At 73.9% G+C, this 13,953-nt stretch carries 15 protein-coding genes, 1 tRNA gene and 1 pseudogene; 12 read left to right on the top strand and 5 right to left on the bottom strand.

Going from position 1 to position 13,953, the window contains the following annotated elements; genetic code table 11:
* The first annotated feature begins 232 nt into the window (after positions 1-232).
* The 3 genes from VQ02_RS05575 to VQ02_RS05570 all read left to right on the top strand — a co-directional run bounded on the left by VQ02_RS05575 (position 233) and on the right by VQ02_RS05570 (position 1,355).
* On the top strand, positions 233-433 hold the full coding sequence (locus tag VQ02_RS05575) for a hypothetical protein (RefSeq protein ID WP_048443172.1): 201 nt from the start codon (positions 233-235) through the stop codon (positions 431-433).
* Between the two features lie 98 nt (positions 434-531).
* A complete protein-coding gene (locus VQ02_RS39700) occupies positions 532-666 on the top strand; it encodes a hypothetical protein (RefSeq protein WP_280818935.1) in 135 nt (44 codons plus the stop codon).
* Positions 667-794: 128 nt separating this feature from the next.
* Positions 795-1,355, top strand: a complete 561-nt coding sequence (locus tag VQ02_RS05570) for a hypothetical protein (RefSeq protein ID WP_048443171.1) — start codon at positions 795-797, stop codon at positions 1,353-1,355.
* A gap of 30 nt (positions 1,356-1,385) precedes the next feature.
* On the opposite strand, the gene VQ02_RS05565 is transcribed toward VQ02_RS05570, so the two are convergent.
* Together VQ02_RS05565 and VQ02_RS05560 are read right to left on the bottom strand one after the other, a co-directional pair.
* Positions 1,386-3,785: a PBP1A family penicillin-binding protein gene (locus VQ02_RS05565; RefSeq protein ID WP_083469074.1), complete on the bottom strand. Its 2,400-nt coding sequence runs from the start codon at positions 3,783-3,785 to the stop codon at positions 1,386-1,388.
* Between the two features lie 105 nt (positions 3,786-3,890).
* On the bottom strand, positions 3,891-4,247 hold the full coding sequence (locus VQ02_RS05560) for a hypothetical protein (RefSeq protein ID WP_048443169.1): 357 nt from the start codon (positions 4,245-4,247) through the stop codon (positions 3,891-3,893).
* Positions 4,248-4,477: 230 nt separating this feature from the next.
* On the opposite strand from VQ02_RS05560, the gene VQ02_RS05555 reads away from it, so the two are divergent.
* Positions 4,478-4,912 carry a hypothetical protein gene (locus tag VQ02_RS05555; protein ID WP_048443168.1) on the top strand — a complete coding sequence of 145 codons (435 nt, stop codon included), beginning with the start codon at positions 4,478-4,480 and terminating at the stop codon, positions 4,910-4,912.
* A 103-nt stretch (positions 4,913-5,015) separates the two neighbouring features.
* A tRNA-Asn gene (locus VQ02_RS05550) sits at positions 5,016-5,091 on the top strand.
* A gap of 71 nt (positions 5,092-5,162) precedes the next feature.
* On the opposite strand, the gene VQ02_RS05545 is transcribed toward VQ02_RS05550, so the two are convergent.
* Complete coding sequence (locus VQ02_RS05545; RefSeq protein ID WP_053080246.1) at positions 5,163-6,068, bottom strand: helix-turn-helix domain-containing protein; 906 nt, start codon at positions 6,066-6,068, stop codon at positions 5,163-5,165.
* Between the two features lie 281 nt (positions 6,069-6,349).
* Between VQ02_RS05545 and VQ02_RS05540 the strand changes: the two genes are divergently transcribed.
* Positions 6,350-7,351 (top strand): aromatic ring-hydroxylating dioxygenase subunit alpha, encoded by a 1,002-nt coding sequence (locus VQ02_RS05540; RefSeq protein WP_048443167.1) that lies wholly within the window; start codon positions 6,350-6,352, stop codon positions 7,349-7,351.
* A 149-nt stretch (positions 7,352-7,500) separates the two neighbouring features.
* Positions 7,501-8,475: a PDR/VanB family oxidoreductase gene (locus VQ02_RS05535; protein WP_048443166.1), complete on the top strand. Its 975-nt coding sequence runs from the start codon at positions 7,501-7,503 to the stop codon at positions 8,473-8,475.
* 74 nt (positions 8,476-8,549) lie between these two features.
* Here the strand turns inward: VQ02_RS05535 and VQ02_RS05530 are convergent, their stop codons facing one another.
* Both VQ02_RS05530 and VQ02_RS05525 read right to left on the bottom strand, forming a co-directional pair.
* Positions 8,550-9,248, bottom strand: a complete 699-nt coding sequence (locus tag VQ02_RS05530; protein WP_048443165.1) for an SDR family NAD(P)-dependent oxidoreductase — start codon at positions 9,246-9,248, stop codon at positions 8,550-8,552.
* Positions 9,245-9,805, bottom strand: coding sequence for a PaaI family thioesterase (locus VQ02_RS05525; protein WP_048443164.1), 561 nt, complete (start codon positions 9,803-9,805; stop codon positions 9,245-9,247). Before VQ02_RS05525 ends, VQ02_RS05530 begins: the two co-directional genes overlap by 4 nt.
* A 96-nt stretch (positions 9,806-9,901) precedes the next feature.
* Here VQ02_RS05525 and VQ02_RS05520 point away from each other — a divergent pair, with 96 nt between their 5' ends.
* From VQ02_RS05520 to VQ02_RS38675, 5 genes and pseudogenes are all read left to right on the top strand, one after another.
* Positions 9,902-10,465 carry a TetR/AcrR family transcriptional regulator gene (locus tag VQ02_RS05520; RefSeq protein ID WP_048443163.1) on the top strand — a complete coding sequence of 188 codons (564 nt, stop codon included), beginning with the start codon at positions 9,902-9,904 and terminating at the stop codon, positions 10,463-10,465.
* A 91-nt stretch (positions 10,466-10,556) separates the two neighbouring features.
* A complete protein-coding gene (locus tag VQ02_RS05515; RefSeq protein ID WP_048443162.1) occupies positions 10,557-12,347 on the top strand; it encodes a L,D-transpeptidase family protein in 1,791 nt (596 codons plus the stop codon).
* Positions 12,348-12,568: 221 nt separating this feature from the next.
* Positions 12,569-13,096, top strand: coding sequence for a Dps family protein (locus tag VQ02_RS05510; protein WP_048443196.1), 528 nt, complete (start codon positions 12,569-12,571; stop codon positions 13,094-13,096).
* A 130-nt stretch (positions 13,097-13,226) separates the two neighbouring features.
* Positions 13,227-13,562, top strand: coding sequence for a type II toxin-antitoxin system TacA family antitoxin (locus VQ02_RS05505; RefSeq protein ID WP_048443161.1), 336 nt, complete (start codon positions 13,227-13,229; stop codon positions 13,560-13,562).
* Positions 13,550-13,953, top strand: a pseudogene (locus VQ02_RS38675) (hypothetical protein); the annotation flags it as partial. The gene VQ02_RS05505 and the pseudogene VQ02_RS38675, both read left to right, overlap by 13 nt.

The following is a 13,953-nucleotide window of genomic DNA, read 5'->3' as shown; positions in this document are numbered from 1 at the left end:
GCTCGGGGGCGTCGCCGGTCGGCCCGCGGCCGATCGGTTGAGAGCGGTGCGATGCCTGAACGTTACCAGCCCGGTTCCGGCCTGGCATGTCAGGGAAAAGGCGAGTTGCGCGCGGCCGTGAGCGAATCCGCGCCTGCCGCGTTCCTCCGAAGGGAGAGGGCGGGCGCCCCCTCGTTCCCCCTGCCCGACCGGGCAGGCGGCGCAGTCCGGCGCGGCACGAGGCGGAGCGACGATGCACCAGGATGCAGCCAAGGCGCACCATGAGAAGCCCAGGGTCTCCACCCGCGGGGTGGTGCTGACGCTCCTCGGCGTCGTGATCGGCAGTGCCGGCTACTACGCCTCCTGGCGCTTCCAGACCCCGATCGGAACCCTCGGCGGCATCGCCGGCCTGGCGCTCTGCGTGATCGGCACCAGCCACGCGCACAACAGCTGATCCGCGCGCCTCGCCCTGCGGCAAAGTGCGGCCCGGCGGCGGCCGATCCGCCCCGGGCACCGGGACGTTGGCTGAGGAACCCGTGAGAGGAGCCCGCCATGAACGCCAACGATCCCAAGCACCGCGCCGGCCACGACATCGACTCTGCCGATCAGGTCAGCAGCATGGTGCTGCTCGGCGTTGCCGCCGTCGGCGCGGCGCTGACCGTCGCGCTCAACGCCGCCCTGATCTGAGCCGGGACGGCTAAAGCCGTCGGCGCGCGAGCGGAGCCGCTCCGCGCCGGCCGGACGATCCCGGACCGCCCCGTCCTTCCCTAACGTCCCGAATCAGCTAGACCGTCACCGTGCCCCGCGAGAGACCGGTGACGACGATGCTGAGAGCCGCCTTCCTGCTGACCTGCCTGGCCTGGACCGGACCCGCTCTGGCGGTCGAGATCGCCAAGGTGAGCCTTCCCGGCAAGGCGGTGATCGGGTCCGAGAGCCGGGACGTCGCGCTGGGGTTCGACTGCATACCGCAGTCGCGCACCCATCCCGGCTTACTGTACGTCACCCTGAGCGTCCCGAACTTCGAGGCTCTGGAGACGCGCTTCAACTTCGACGCCTTCCATGGCCCGGAGGGCACTCGCAAGCCCTTGACCGAGATCACGGTCGCGCAGGCGGAGCGCATGTCGGCGAGCGGGCACATCGGGATGGACAGCACGAGCTTCGTGCTGGGCGTGGGCGCCTCCCTGCGCGGCGACGCGCGCGATCTGGCGAAGATCCGGCCCCTGCTGGCCGCCGCGAGCGCCGGGCCGGGCGCTCTGCGCTGGCGCCAGGAGAGCCCGCGCAAGGGCGACAGCCCGATCCTGGTGACCGTGCCGATCGCCGCGGCCGATGCCGACCGGCTCAAGGCCGTCCTCGCGCCCTGCCTGAAGGGCAAGTAGAAGGCCTACGCAATCCGACGGCGCGAGGCGTCAGCGCCGCCAGATCCCGATCCGGTTCGAGCGGGCCTGCTCCTCGGCGGCGAGCAGGTCCGGCGTGGCGTCGGCGCTGGCGCGGCCGCCGCCGTTGAACAGGATCAGCTCGGAGAGGTCCTGGCCGTCGAGGGAGCAGCGATAGGCGCCCCCCTCCCCTGCCGGCGCGCAGGCGACGTCGCGCCGGCGGAGGTAGCGGCCGAGCTCGCGGGCGTTGCGGCCGGACAGGCCCTCGACCCCGATCAGCCGTACCGTGCGCCCGTCGAAGTCGAGGGTGCCGGTATCGACGACCGCCGGGCTGCCCCGCAGGACCGCGCGACCCGCGCCCTCCCGGCCTGCCCGCGGGTCGGCCTCCGGCTCGGCGACGCTCGCCACCTCGGGCCGCGGCACCGGGCCGGGACGGGCGGCGTCCGGCCGCCCGGACTCCGATCGCCCGGACTTGGCCCGGGCCGCGAGGGCCTGGGTCACGAAGTCGTGCCAGATCAGGGCCGGCAGGTCGCCGCCGGTGACGCCGGCCATCGGCGCATTGTCGTCGTTGCCGAGCCAGACCCCGACCACGAGGTCGCCGGCGAAGCCGATGAACCAGGCGTCGCGGCTGTCCTGGGTGGTGCCGGTCTTGCCCCCGGCCGGCACCGAGACCCGGGCGTTCTTCCCCGAGCCCTCCCGCACCACGGCGCTGAGGAGGTCGAGCATCGCGGTCCGGGCCGCCTGGTCGCGGGCCGGGGTCGGGGGGGCTTGCGGCCTCGTGTAGAGCGGCTGCTCGCGGGCGAGGATCTGGCGCACGCTGTAGGGCTCGACGCTCTCGGCGCCGGCCGCCATCGCGGCGTAGGCCCGGGTGAGCTCCATGAGCGTCGTCTCGGCCGAGCCGAGGGCGAGGCTCGGCAGGTTCGGCAACTCCGAGGTGATGCCGAGGCCCCGCGCCGTCTCGATCACCGCCGGCATCCCCACCGCCTCGGCGAGCTGCACCGCCACGGTGTTGATCGAGTGCGCGAAGGCGGTGCGCAGGGAGACGGCGCCGCGGTAGCGCCCGCCGTAATTCTCGGGCTCCCACTCGCCGACCTGGGTCGGACGGTCGACCAGGGTGGAATCGGGCCGGTAGCCCTCGCGCAGGGCGGTCAGGTAGACGAACAGCTTGAACACCGAGCCCGGCTGGCGCTTGGCCTGGGTGACGCGGTTGAACTGGCTTTCGGCGTAGTCGCGCCCGCCGACCATCGCCAGGATCGCCCCGTCCGGCGCCATCGCCACCAGGGCCCCCTGCGAGACCTTGCGGCGCTCACCGTCCTGGTCGAGGCGACGGGCGATCACGCTCTCGGCGATGTTCTGCAGGGTGAGGTCGAGGGTGGTGCGCACCGTGGCGTCCGCCGGGCCGGTGCCGATCAGGCCGCGCACGGACTCGGCCACGCTGTCGACGAAGTAGTTGGTGCCGACCGGCGTCTCCGTCGGCACGCGGACGGTGGCGGGTGCGCGCCGGGCCGCGTCGGCCTCCGCCTTCGTGACCGCCCCGGTCTCCACCATGGCGTCGAGCACCTGGGCGGCGCGTCCGCGGGCACCGTCGAGGTTGCGGTGGGGCGCGAGCTGCGAGGGCGCACGCACGAGGCCCGCCAGCATCGCGGCCTCGCTCAAGGTGAGGTCCTTGGCGGGCTTGCCGAAATAGCGCTGCGCCGCCGCGTCGGCGCCGTAGACGCCGGCGCCGAAATAGGCGGCGTTGAGGTAGCGGGTGAGGATCTCGTCCTTCGGCAGCTGCGATTCGAGCCACAGCGCCAGCACCGCCTCCTGCACCTTCCGCTTCAGGGTGCGGTCCTGCGACAGGTAGCTCATCCGCACGAGCTGCTGGGTCAGGGTCGAGCCGCCCTCGCGGGTGCCGCCGGCGGCGGCGTTGCGCAGGGCGGCGCGCAGGAGCCCGCGCAGGTCGATGCCGTAATGGTCGTAGAAGCGGCGGTCCTCGATCGCCACGATCGCCTTGGCGAGGACCGGCGGCACCTCCTTGGGGGCGAGCTTCGCCCCCTTGATGACGCCGCGGGTCGCGAAGGCCTGCCCGTCGGCGGCCCGCACCACCAGGGCGGAGGCGGTCGGCTCCACCGCGAGCCCGCCATTCACCGGCAGGGTCGCGAGGGCGTAGGCCGTGTAGGCGAGGACGACGCCGACGAGGAGAGCGGCCGCGACCGTCGTCACCCGGAGCCACGGCACCCGCCGGACGAGGCGCGCGGCAGGCCGCCAGGCGGCCGCCGTCGCGGCGGCGGCGCGCCGGGTGGCGGGGTGATCGGCGAGGCGGCCCGCCGTCGCCCGCGCCCGCAGGACGCCCGCGAGAACGCCGGCCTTGGCGGCCGGGCCGAGGCGGGCGCCGAAGGTGGTGGCGGCGCGGCGAAAGCCGGCGAAGCGGGCCTCCGGCGCCGCGGCCATGGGCTCGGCAGCGGGCTCGGCGGCCGGCCGCGGCGCCCCCCCGACATCGAGCCAGTCGCGGGATCGCCCGTCCGGTCCGGTTCCTGGCGGCCGCCCGGTCAAGGCTCAGCGTCCCGCCTGGCGCGGCTCGATCCAGCGCACCGGCGTCCGGGCCGCCGCCGGCCGGCTGAAGTGCAGCCGGCGCACGTGGTGCCGCCGGTAATGGTGGTGCCGGCGGTAGTGGCGCCGGTAGTGGCGGCGATGGTGCCAGTGGCGGCGGTAATGGCGGCGATGGTGCCAATGCCGGCGATGCCAGTGCCGCCGGTGCCAGTGCCGGTGACGGCGCCAGCGCACGGTCTCGACCGTGGAGGGCTGGTCCAGGGCGACGGTCACGGCGGCGCGCGGCATCAGCGGCGAGGCGGCGGCGAGGCCGCCGAGGCCGGTGAGCAGCAAGAGGGCCAGCAGCAGGGAACGAATGCGCATCGGGGCTCCGGGCTGAGGATCGAGGGCGAAGCGGACGGGCGCGGACGACGATCCGACGCCGGGATGCGGTCGCCGCAGCGAGACCGGACACCAACGCCAAGCTCTGCCGTTCCGTTCCCGGGCCGGCGCGTCGTGCGCCGTGCCCGCGGAAGCTTGGCGGCCCCTGGCGGGGGCGCCGCGACGCCTTAGGTGTAAGCGTCAGGGATCCTGCGCGGAGGAGAGACGCAGCCATGCGGTCGGGCGTGAAGCGGCTTTACCTGTGGTCGGCGGCGGCCGCCCTCCTCGCCGGCGGGATCAGCGCGGCGGAGGCCGGCTGCGTCCGGCGCGTCATCAATCGCTCGCCGTACTTCGCGGTGGCGAGCCGCAACGGCGGCCCCAGCGTCGGCATCCCGCCGCACAGCTCCCGCTCGATCCGCATGCTTGACCCGGGCCGGGTCGACATCGCGGCCCACTGCGCCGCGCGGGGTCCGCGCGGGCGGCTGGTGCCGGTCGGGCCGCCGGTGGCGCAGGACAGCTACACGTTCACGGCGATCCTCGACCGCTGCTTCTACGATCTCGGCCTGATGGGCTTCGGCCAGGGCGGCACCGAGCCCTTCGTGCTCAACAACCCCCGCGAGGGCGACCTCGTGGTCGGCCCGGCCGGCCCCGCCTGCCCGCCGCGCTGACGGGCGGGGGGCGCCGCGCCGGGGGGCGAGACCGGGCTTGCGCCCATCGGGTGAACTGGCTAATAAGCGCCCGTCGGCACCCACGCGGGCGCCGTACCAACGTTCCCCGATAGCTCAGTTGGTAGAGCAGGCGACTGTTAATCGCCTTGTCGCAGGTTCGAGTCCTGCTCGGGGAGCCACTCTCCTTCTCCCGGACAATCGATGCGGATCCCGCGGCGGCGCTCCTTACGCCCGCGATGCTGTCCGCCGCTCACGCCTCCTCCGTGCGGCTCGCCCGCCGGAACGCCGCCGGGCTCATGCCCGCCCGGGCAGCGAAGAAGCGCGAGAAATAGGCCGGATCGTTGAAGCCGAGGTCGAACGCGATCTTCGAGACCGGCAGCGTGGTGTAGATCAGGCTGCGCTTGGCCTCGAGCATCAGCCGGTCGTGCAGGATGCCCTGCGGCGAGCGGCGCACCGCCTCGGTGCAGGCCGCGTGCAGCCGGTCGGGGCTGACCCCCAGCGCCGCGGCGAAGCGGGCGACGGGCCAGCCCTCGCGCAGGTGAGTCTCGACCAGGCGGCGGTAGCGGCGGTGCAGGTCGGCGCGGGCGAGCGCCGCCGGCTCGGTGATCGAACGGGCGGCGCGGGTGCGCAGCACGCCGACGACGAGGAGCTTGACCAGCGCCGCCACCGCGCTCGTCGCCCCCGGCAGGGCGCCGGCGGCCTCCCGCGCCAGCCCCTCGGCCAGGCTGCCCAGGTCGAGGTCGATCTCCTCCGGCGTGCCGAGCCGCCCGCTGAACGTCGCCTCGGCGGCGGCACGCAGGCGCGGGCCCTCCGGATCGGGATCGACCACGGCGGCGAGGAAATCGTCGGCGAGCGACAGCACGATGCCGTCGGTGCCGGGCCGGAACGAGAAGGCGTGCACCACGCCCGACGGCACCCAGACCAGCCAGGGCGCGGAAAAATCCTCGCGGCGGGCATCGAGCGACAGAGCGCCGTGGCCGCGGGTGATGACGAGCCCCTGCGCCAGCGCGCCGTGGCGGTGGGGCGCGATCTCCCAGCCGTGCAGGGCCGCGCTGGTGCCGATCCGCTCGGCGTGGACGAAGCTCGGGACCGTGGTCTCGGCGATCTCGCCGTAGAGGCGAAAGACCGGGATCGGCCGCTCCAGCCGGGTCTGCATCGCCCGTTCCTCCCGGGCCCGAGGCTAAGGCCCGGCGCCGGATCCGTCCAAGAAATTCCGGCGGGCGTCCATGGCCCGCCCGGCGAACGGCGGCTAGCGTCCCGGGGTCGAACCGGACCAATTCCAAACTCCTGATCCGGCAGGCGAAACTCTTGTGCGGCGCGGCACCGTCCGGCCCGCCGGCGGGCGACCCCCGAGGACCCGGCTGGCGACCGGAAACGGCCAAGCCTGACGCTGCGACAACGGACCTTGCGAGGCGACGACCTGCGAGGGAGGAAACGATGACGGACGCGAAGGCCTTCCCCCTGAACGCCTGGTACGCCGCGGCGTGGGATCACGAGATCGGCCGGGCGCTGACGCCGCGGCGGATCTGCGACAGGGACGTGGTGCTCTATCGCCGTACCGACGGCGGCGTGGCGGCGCTCGAGGATGCCTGCTGGCACCGGCTGCTGCCGCTCTCGCTGGGCCACCTCAAGGGCGACCAGGTGATGTGCGGCTATCACGGCCTCGTCTTCGACGCGGCGGGCCGCTGCACCTTCATGCCGGCGCAGGAGACCATCAACCCCTCGGCCTGCGTGCGCGCCTTCCCGGCGGTGGAGCGCTACCGCCTGGTCTGGCTCTGGATGGGCGACCCGGCGCTCGCCGACCCCGACCTCGTGCCGGACTTCCACTGGAACAGCGACGCGCCCTGGGTCGGCGAGGGCGGCACCTTCTACGGCCTGAAATGCGACTACCGGCTGGTCATCGACAACCTGATGGACCTGACCCACGAGACCTACGTCCATGCCGGCAGCATCGGCGACGACGCCATCACCCGCAGCCCGTTCGAGGTCACCCACACCGACCGGCAGGTCACGGTGGAGCGCTGGATGGAGGGCATCGAGCCGCCGCCGTTCTGGGCCCGGCTGCTGGGCAAGCCCGGCCACGTCGACCGCTGGCAGATCATCCGGTTCGAGGCGCCGAGCGTGGTCGCGGGCGATGTCGGGGTGGCCCTCGCCGGCACCGGCGCCCGGACGGGCGACCGCGCCCAAGGCGTGAACGGCTTCTTCCTCGCCGCGATCACGCCGGAGACCGCCACCAGCTGCCACTACTTCTGGAACTTCGTGCGCAACTTCCGCACCGACGACGCGGAGCTGACGAAGGCCCTCACCCGCGCCCACGTCAACGACGGCAAGGGCGTCTACGACCAGGACCACGACGTGCTCGAGGCCCAGCAGCGGGCGATCGACCGCCAGCCGCGCCAGCCGTTCTACAACCTCAACATCGATGCCGGCGCCCTGTAGGCGCGCCGCCTGATCGACGGGATGCTGGCGGCCGAGGGCCGCGGTATAGCGGCCGAGGGCCGCGGTGCGCCGGCCGAGGACCGTGGGGCGGCGAAGGACACCGCGCCCGTCGGGGCGGCGGCGGAATAGCGGGCTCCGGGGAGCGTGCCATGACCCAACCGACGGAGTGGCGGCCGGCACGGCTGCGCAGCAGCCGGGCGCTGACGCCCGACATCCGCCTCCTGGAGATCGAGCCCTCGGTGCGCGCCGCGCCGGTCCCGCCCGGCAGCCATCTCGGGGTGGCGGTGATGATCGGCGAGCGGCCGGACACCCGCTCCTACTCGCTCCTCGATTCCGCGGCGGACGGGCTCTACCGCATCGCCGTGAAGCGCCTGCGCGACAGCCGCGGCGGCTCGGCCTACATGCACGGGCTCGCACCCGGCGCCCGCCTGAGCATCGCCGGGCCGCGCAACCATTTCGGCCTCGCCCTGGGCCGGCCCGGCTACCTGCTGGTCGCGGGCGGGATCGGCATCACCCCGCTCCACGCCATGGCGCTGGCGCTGCACCAGGCGGGCGCTCCGTTCCGCCTGCTCTACGCCGCGCGGACCCGGCAGGACCTCGCCCTCGCCGACACCCTGCGGGCGCGGATCGGCGACCGCCTCCTCACCTTCGCCGACGCGGACGGCGCGCGGATCGACCTTCCCGCCGCGATCGCCGCCCTCGCGCCCGGGGCCGAGGCCTATGTCTGCGGGCCCTACGGGATGATGGAGGCGGCGCGCCGGGCTTGGGGTGAAGCCGGCCGCCCGGCGCAAGCCCTGCGCTTCGAGACCTTCGGCACCGGCGGACGCCACGCCACCGAGCCCTTCACCGTCCGCATCCCGCGGCTGGGCAAGGAGATCGCCGTCTCCCGCACGCAGACCCTGCTGGAGGCCCTGGAGGCGGCGGGCGTCGGGATGATCCACGATTGCCGGCGCGGCGAGTGCGGCCTGTGCACGGTGAAGATCCTGGCGGTCGACGGGACGGTCGACCACCGCGACGTGTTCTTCAGCGAGGCCCAGAAGGCGACGAACGCCCAGCTCTGCACCTGCGTCTCCCGCGTCGTCGGCGGCGGGATCACCATCGACACGGCGGACCGGACGGGCTGAGGCGGGCGCCGGGACGCCCGGGGCCTCGCGCGCGGCGCCCGATGAGGCCGTGCCGGCGATTCCCGCCGAGGCGCTCAGAAGCGCTCGACCCAGGGCCGCAGCTCGACCTCGAACGACCAGGCGTCGCGGGGCTGGCGCAGCACGTCGAGATAGGCCCGCGCCACGCCCTCGGGGGTGAGCGTGCTGTCCGGCCGGTCCGCCGGGTCGGGCCGGCGGGCGCTGCGCACCGCGCCGTCGACCACGAAGTGGGCGACGTGGATGCCCTTGGGGCCGAGTTCCCGCGCGGCGCTCTGGGCGAGGCCGCGCAGGGCGAACTTGCCCATGGCGAAGGCGGCCGAGAGCGGAAACCCCTTCACGCCGGCGGTGGCGCCGGTGAACAGGATCGCCCCGTGCCCGCGCGGCTCCATGCGCCGCGCCGCCTCCCGGGCGACCAGGAAGGCGCCGTAGGCGGTGACCGCGACGGCCTGCCGGACCGCCTCCGGATCAAGGGAGGCCAGGGGCCCGGGGGCGCGGGCGCTGGCGTTGTAGATCACCACGTCGGCCTCGCCGAGGCGGGCATCGGCCTCGGCGAACAGCGCGGCCACGGCGTCCGCGTCGGCGGCGTCGGCGGAGAAGGTCTCGGCCCCGGTCTCGGCCGCGAGGGCGGCGAGCTTGCCGGCGTCGCGGGCGGCGAGGCCGACGCGCAGCCCCTCGGCCGCGAGGAGGCGGGCCAGCGCGGCGCTGATGCCGGCGCCCGCGCCGACGACGAGGGCGGTCCGATAGGGCAGGCTCACGGGCGTTCCTCCGGGTGGATGGGCCGCTCCTGGCGGGCGGGCAGGTCGAACACCAGGCAGGTGGTGCTGGCGGTGGCGCAGAGCCGGCCGGCCTCGTCGGTGAGGCTGCCCTCGGCCACGGCCTGGCGGCGCCCGGCATGGATCATGCGCCCGACTGCCGTCACCTGGCCGGAGCCGGCCGTCACGGCCCGCAGGTAGTTCACCTTGATCTCGAGGGTGGTGTAGCCGCGCCCGGCCGGCAGGGTGCTGTGCACGGCGCAGCCCATCACGCTGTCGAGCAGCGTCGCCAGCGCCCCGCCGTGGACGCTGCCGATCGGGTTGTAGAGGTACTCGCCCGCCGGCATCCGCATCGTCACCCGGCCCGGCTCGGCCTCCGCCAGCGCGATCCCCATCAGGGTGACGATCGGCGGCGGCGGCACCTCCCCGGCGATCAGGGCGCGCAGGAAATCGAGCCCGGCCATGCCCTGCCCGGCCTGGGCCAGCGCCCGCGGATCGGCCCAGGCGACGCGGCGCTCCCGCGGCCGGGCCTCCGCATCTCGCGACGGCGTGGCGACCATCCTTCGTCCTCCGGCCTTCTTTCATGACGGATGTCATGTTACTATATTGATGATCGTCGTCCTCAATGATGTCAACGGCAGGGAGTGGCCCCTCGGATGCGGGTGACCCGCGAGCAGTTCCAGGAGAACCGGCGCCGGATCCTCGAGGCGGCGGGCCGCCTCCTGCGCGAGAAGGGGTTCTCCGCCGTGACCGTGGCCGAGGTGATGGAGGCGGCGGGCCTGACCCATGGCGGCTTCTACGGCCACTTCGCCTCGAAGGAGGACCTCGCCGCCCAGGCACTCGCCCAGGCGCTCGCTCCGGCTCCCGGCCGGCCCGGGGCGGCGCCCGACCTCGCCGGCTTCGTCGCAGGCTACCTGTCGGCAGCCCACCGCGACCGGCCGGGCGGCGGCTGCGCGCTCGCGGCCCTGGGGAGCGAGGCGGCGCGCCAGCCGGCGCCGGTGCGGCGGGCCTTCACGGAAGGGCTGGAGGCGCGCCTCGCCCGGATGCAGGAGGCCGTGATGCCGCAGGCCTTGCCCGAGGGAGATCGCGCGGCGGCGCTCGCCACGATGTCGGGTCTCGTCGGTGCCCTGGTGCTCGCCCGGGCGGTGGACGATCCGGCCCTGTCCGACGAGATCCTGGCCGCGGCGCGGGCGGCCTTCGGCGCGTCCGACGCGTCCTGAGGCCGCCCTCGCGGTGCCCCGGGGGCCTTCGGCAGGGGTTTGGTAACCCTGCCCGGACCATCCTGGGGGGCGTTCTTGCCCGAGGCCGGTGATGGTGTTGCGTGTTGCGTTTCCGTGCCTGCCGCCGGCGGCGGCCTTCGCCTGGCTGCTCGGCACCGGCCTCGCCGCCGCCGTCGAGCCTGCGGCCCCGGTTCCCCCCGCCCCGGTGACCGGGCAATCCCAGGCTCAAGCCGTGCTCGCCCCGCCGGCGCCGGCCGACCCGGCAGCGGGCGCCCCGCGGGAGGCGACGGCGGCCCCCGAGCCACTGCCGCACGGGGCGACGCCCCTGGCGGTCGGCCCGATCCAGCCCGGCATCCCCCCCAAGGTGCCCGATCCCAGGGTGCCCGACCCCAAGGCGATCGATTCCAAGGCGATCGATCCCAAGGCGACCGACGCGAAGCCCGCCGCGAAGAAGATCTCCCGCGAGCTGCCGCCCCTGGTGGTGGCCAGGATGTCGCAGGACATCACCCCGACCCTGACTCCGGCGACCTTCCTCGACACCCTGCGGGCGGCGGAGCGCTACCAGGCGCTCGTCGAGGCCGGCGGCTGGCAGCCGCTGCCGGCCGACCTCGTGGTGAAGCCCGGCGAGCGCAACCCGGCGGTGCCGTCCCTGCGCCGCCACCTCGTCCTCACCGAGGACCTCGCTCCCGGCGGCCCCGAGACCGACGTGCTCGACCCCGGCCTCGTCGCGGCGCTCAAGCGCTACCAGGCCCGGCACAACCTGCCCGAGACCGGGCTCCTCGGCCGCCAGACCGTCGCGGCGCTCAACGTGCCGGCGAGCGTGCGCCAGCGCCAGCTCGCGGCCTCCGCCAACCGCCTGATCGGGTCGAGCTTCCCGTTCGGCGACCGCTACGTCGTGGTCAACATCCCCTCGGCCGCCGTCGAGGCGGTGGAGCGCGGCAGCGTGGCGCGCCGCTACGTCGCGGTGGTGGGCAAGCCCGACCGCGCCTCACCCGCCGTCGAGACCAAGATCACCAACATCAACTTCAACCCGACCTGGACCGTGCCGGTGTCCCTCATCAAGAAGGACATCATCCCGCACATGCGCAAGGATCCGGGCTACCTCGCCAAGATGCACATCCGCATGCTCGACGGGCAGGGCCAGGAGGTGCAGCCGACCGCCGTCGACTGGTCGACCGAGCGGGCGGTGAACTACACCCTGCGCCAGGATCCCGGCTTCGACAATTCCCTCGGCCAGGTGCGAATCGACATGCCGAACCGGCACGCGGTCTACATGCACGACACGCCGTCGAAGTCGCTGTTCTCCCGCGACGTGCGCTTCCACTCCTCGGGCTGCGTGCGCGTCGCCGACGTGAAGGCGCTGGTGGGCTGGCTGCTCGAGGGCACGCCGGGCCCGAACGGCCCCGGCTCGGCCTGGGGACCGATGGAGATCGAGACCGGCATCGCCACGGGCGAGCGCCGCGACATCAAGCTGGCGAAGCCCGTGCCGGTGACCTTCGTGTACCTCACCGGCTATGCCACCCCGGACGGCCGGGTGCACTTTCGCGACGACGTCTACGGCCTCGACACCGGCAAGCCGGCGGAGCCCGCCGTGACCGGCGCGCTGGGCAAGCCGGCTCCGGCGAAGCCCGCGGCGGCGCAGGGCAAGTCCGCGGCACCGAAGGACAGGGCCGGGGCCGCGCCGGCGCAGTCCGCACCGGCGAAGCCGGCGACCGCGCCGGGCGGCGCTGCGTCCGCCAATCCCACTTCCGCTCTGCCAGCGCCCAAGGCCGCGCCGAAGCCCGCCGCCAAAGCCGCTCCGGCCGAGAAGCCGGCCGCCGCGGCTCCGGTCCCGAAGGCGCCGCCGGCTGCCGAGCGGCGGACCGCCGCCCCGCCGACCTGATCGACCGGCCGGTTCCGGACTGCGACGCTTCCCGAACGGAACCAACCCGCATTGCTTGAATTGGCGAGCGGATGGGACGCGCTCGCAGAACGACCGTCCGCGTCCGCCAGGAGAGGACCATGGCCCGGACCCCGAAAACCGCCGCGGCGCCCGCCGCCCGCACGCCCCGCAGCTCCACCGGCGCCCGCACCAGCAAGGCGCCCGCGCAGCCGAAGACCGCCATGCCGGATGCCCGCCTGCGCACGGCGGCCGAGCGCCTCGACACGCCGACCGACCTCTCGGCCGAGGCCTCGCGCCAGATCGCCGAGGGCCTCACGATCCTGCTGGCGGATTTCTTCGCCCTGTACATGAAGACCAAGAACTTCCACTGGCACGTCAGCGGCCCGCACTTCCGCGACTACCACCTGCTCCTCGACGAGCAGGCGGCGCAGATCTTCGCGGTGACCGACGACGTGGCCGAGCGGGCCCGCAAGATCGGCGGCACGACGCTGCGCTCCCTGGGCCAGGCGGCCCAGAAGGCCCGGATCTTGGACAACGACGCCGAGTACGTCGACCCGCTCGACATGCTGGCGGAGCTGCGCGACGACAACAAGGCCACGACCAGCCGGATGCGCGAGCTGCACGCCCTGTGCGACGAGCACGACGACGTCTCGACCGCCAGCATGCTCGAGGAGTGGATCGACCAGTCCGAGGAGCGCACCTGGTTCCTCTACGAGGCCAGCCGGCGCGGCGAGGCGACGGGGCATTGAGCACCGCTCGGGCGTCCCGTCGTCTTGTTCGACGGATTCGTCATCGTTCCTGGCCCGTGCCGCGGGTCCAGGCGGGGCGTCCGAATCTTCTCGTATTGACAACGTAGTTACAGCACACCACTCTGGATCCATGTCCAGACCGCGTCCGCCGGCCTCCGAAGCGCGTGAAGACTTGCCCGTGATGGTGGCGGAGCGGTCCGCGGATGCGAAGGGCAGCATCAACCTGCGGATCGAGGCCGATACCCGCCGGCTCATCGACGATGCGGCGGCCGTGCTCGGCAAGACGCGCACCGAGTTCATGGTCGAGAGCGCCCGGCGGCAGGCCATCGACGTGCTGCTCGACCAGCGGCTGTTCAGGCTCGATCCCGACCGCTTCGACGCGTTCGTTCAGGCGCTCGACGCTCCCCCCGCGCCCGGACCGAAGCTGCGCTCCCTGCTGCGCCGCGTGCCGGCATGGCAGAAGTAGACGATGGTTCGGAGCAGACCGGGCCATCCCTGTCGGCGCCCACTCCCCTCACCGGCGCCCACGACCTTGCCGGCTTCGATTGCGGCGAGCCGAGCCTGAACGATTGGCTGCGTCACCGGGCCCTGAAGAATGAGAGCCGGTTCTCGCGGACTTACGTCGTCTGCAAGGGCAACCGGGTCGTGGCCTACTTCTGCATCTCGGCCGGGGCCATCGAGCGTGCCGCCGCTCCGGGCCGCCTGCGCCGCAATGCGCCGGATACGATCCCGGTCTCATACCGCCGCGCCTTCGAACGGACTCGTTCGGAGGCGCAAGGCAAGCCCGAACGGGCGCCGGCGCTGATGCGCCGGACGCCTTCGCATCGACGTGTCGATGCGAAGGCGCGAGGGTATCA

Source organism: Methylobacterium variabile (assembly GCF_001043975.1).
GTDB lineage: Bacteria > Pseudomonadota > Alphaproteobacteria > Rhizobiales > Beijerinckiaceae > Methylobacterium > Methylobacterium variabile.
The sequence above is the reverse complement of the archived record's forward strand: the minus strand, read 5'-3'. Positions and strand labels throughout refer to the sequence as shown.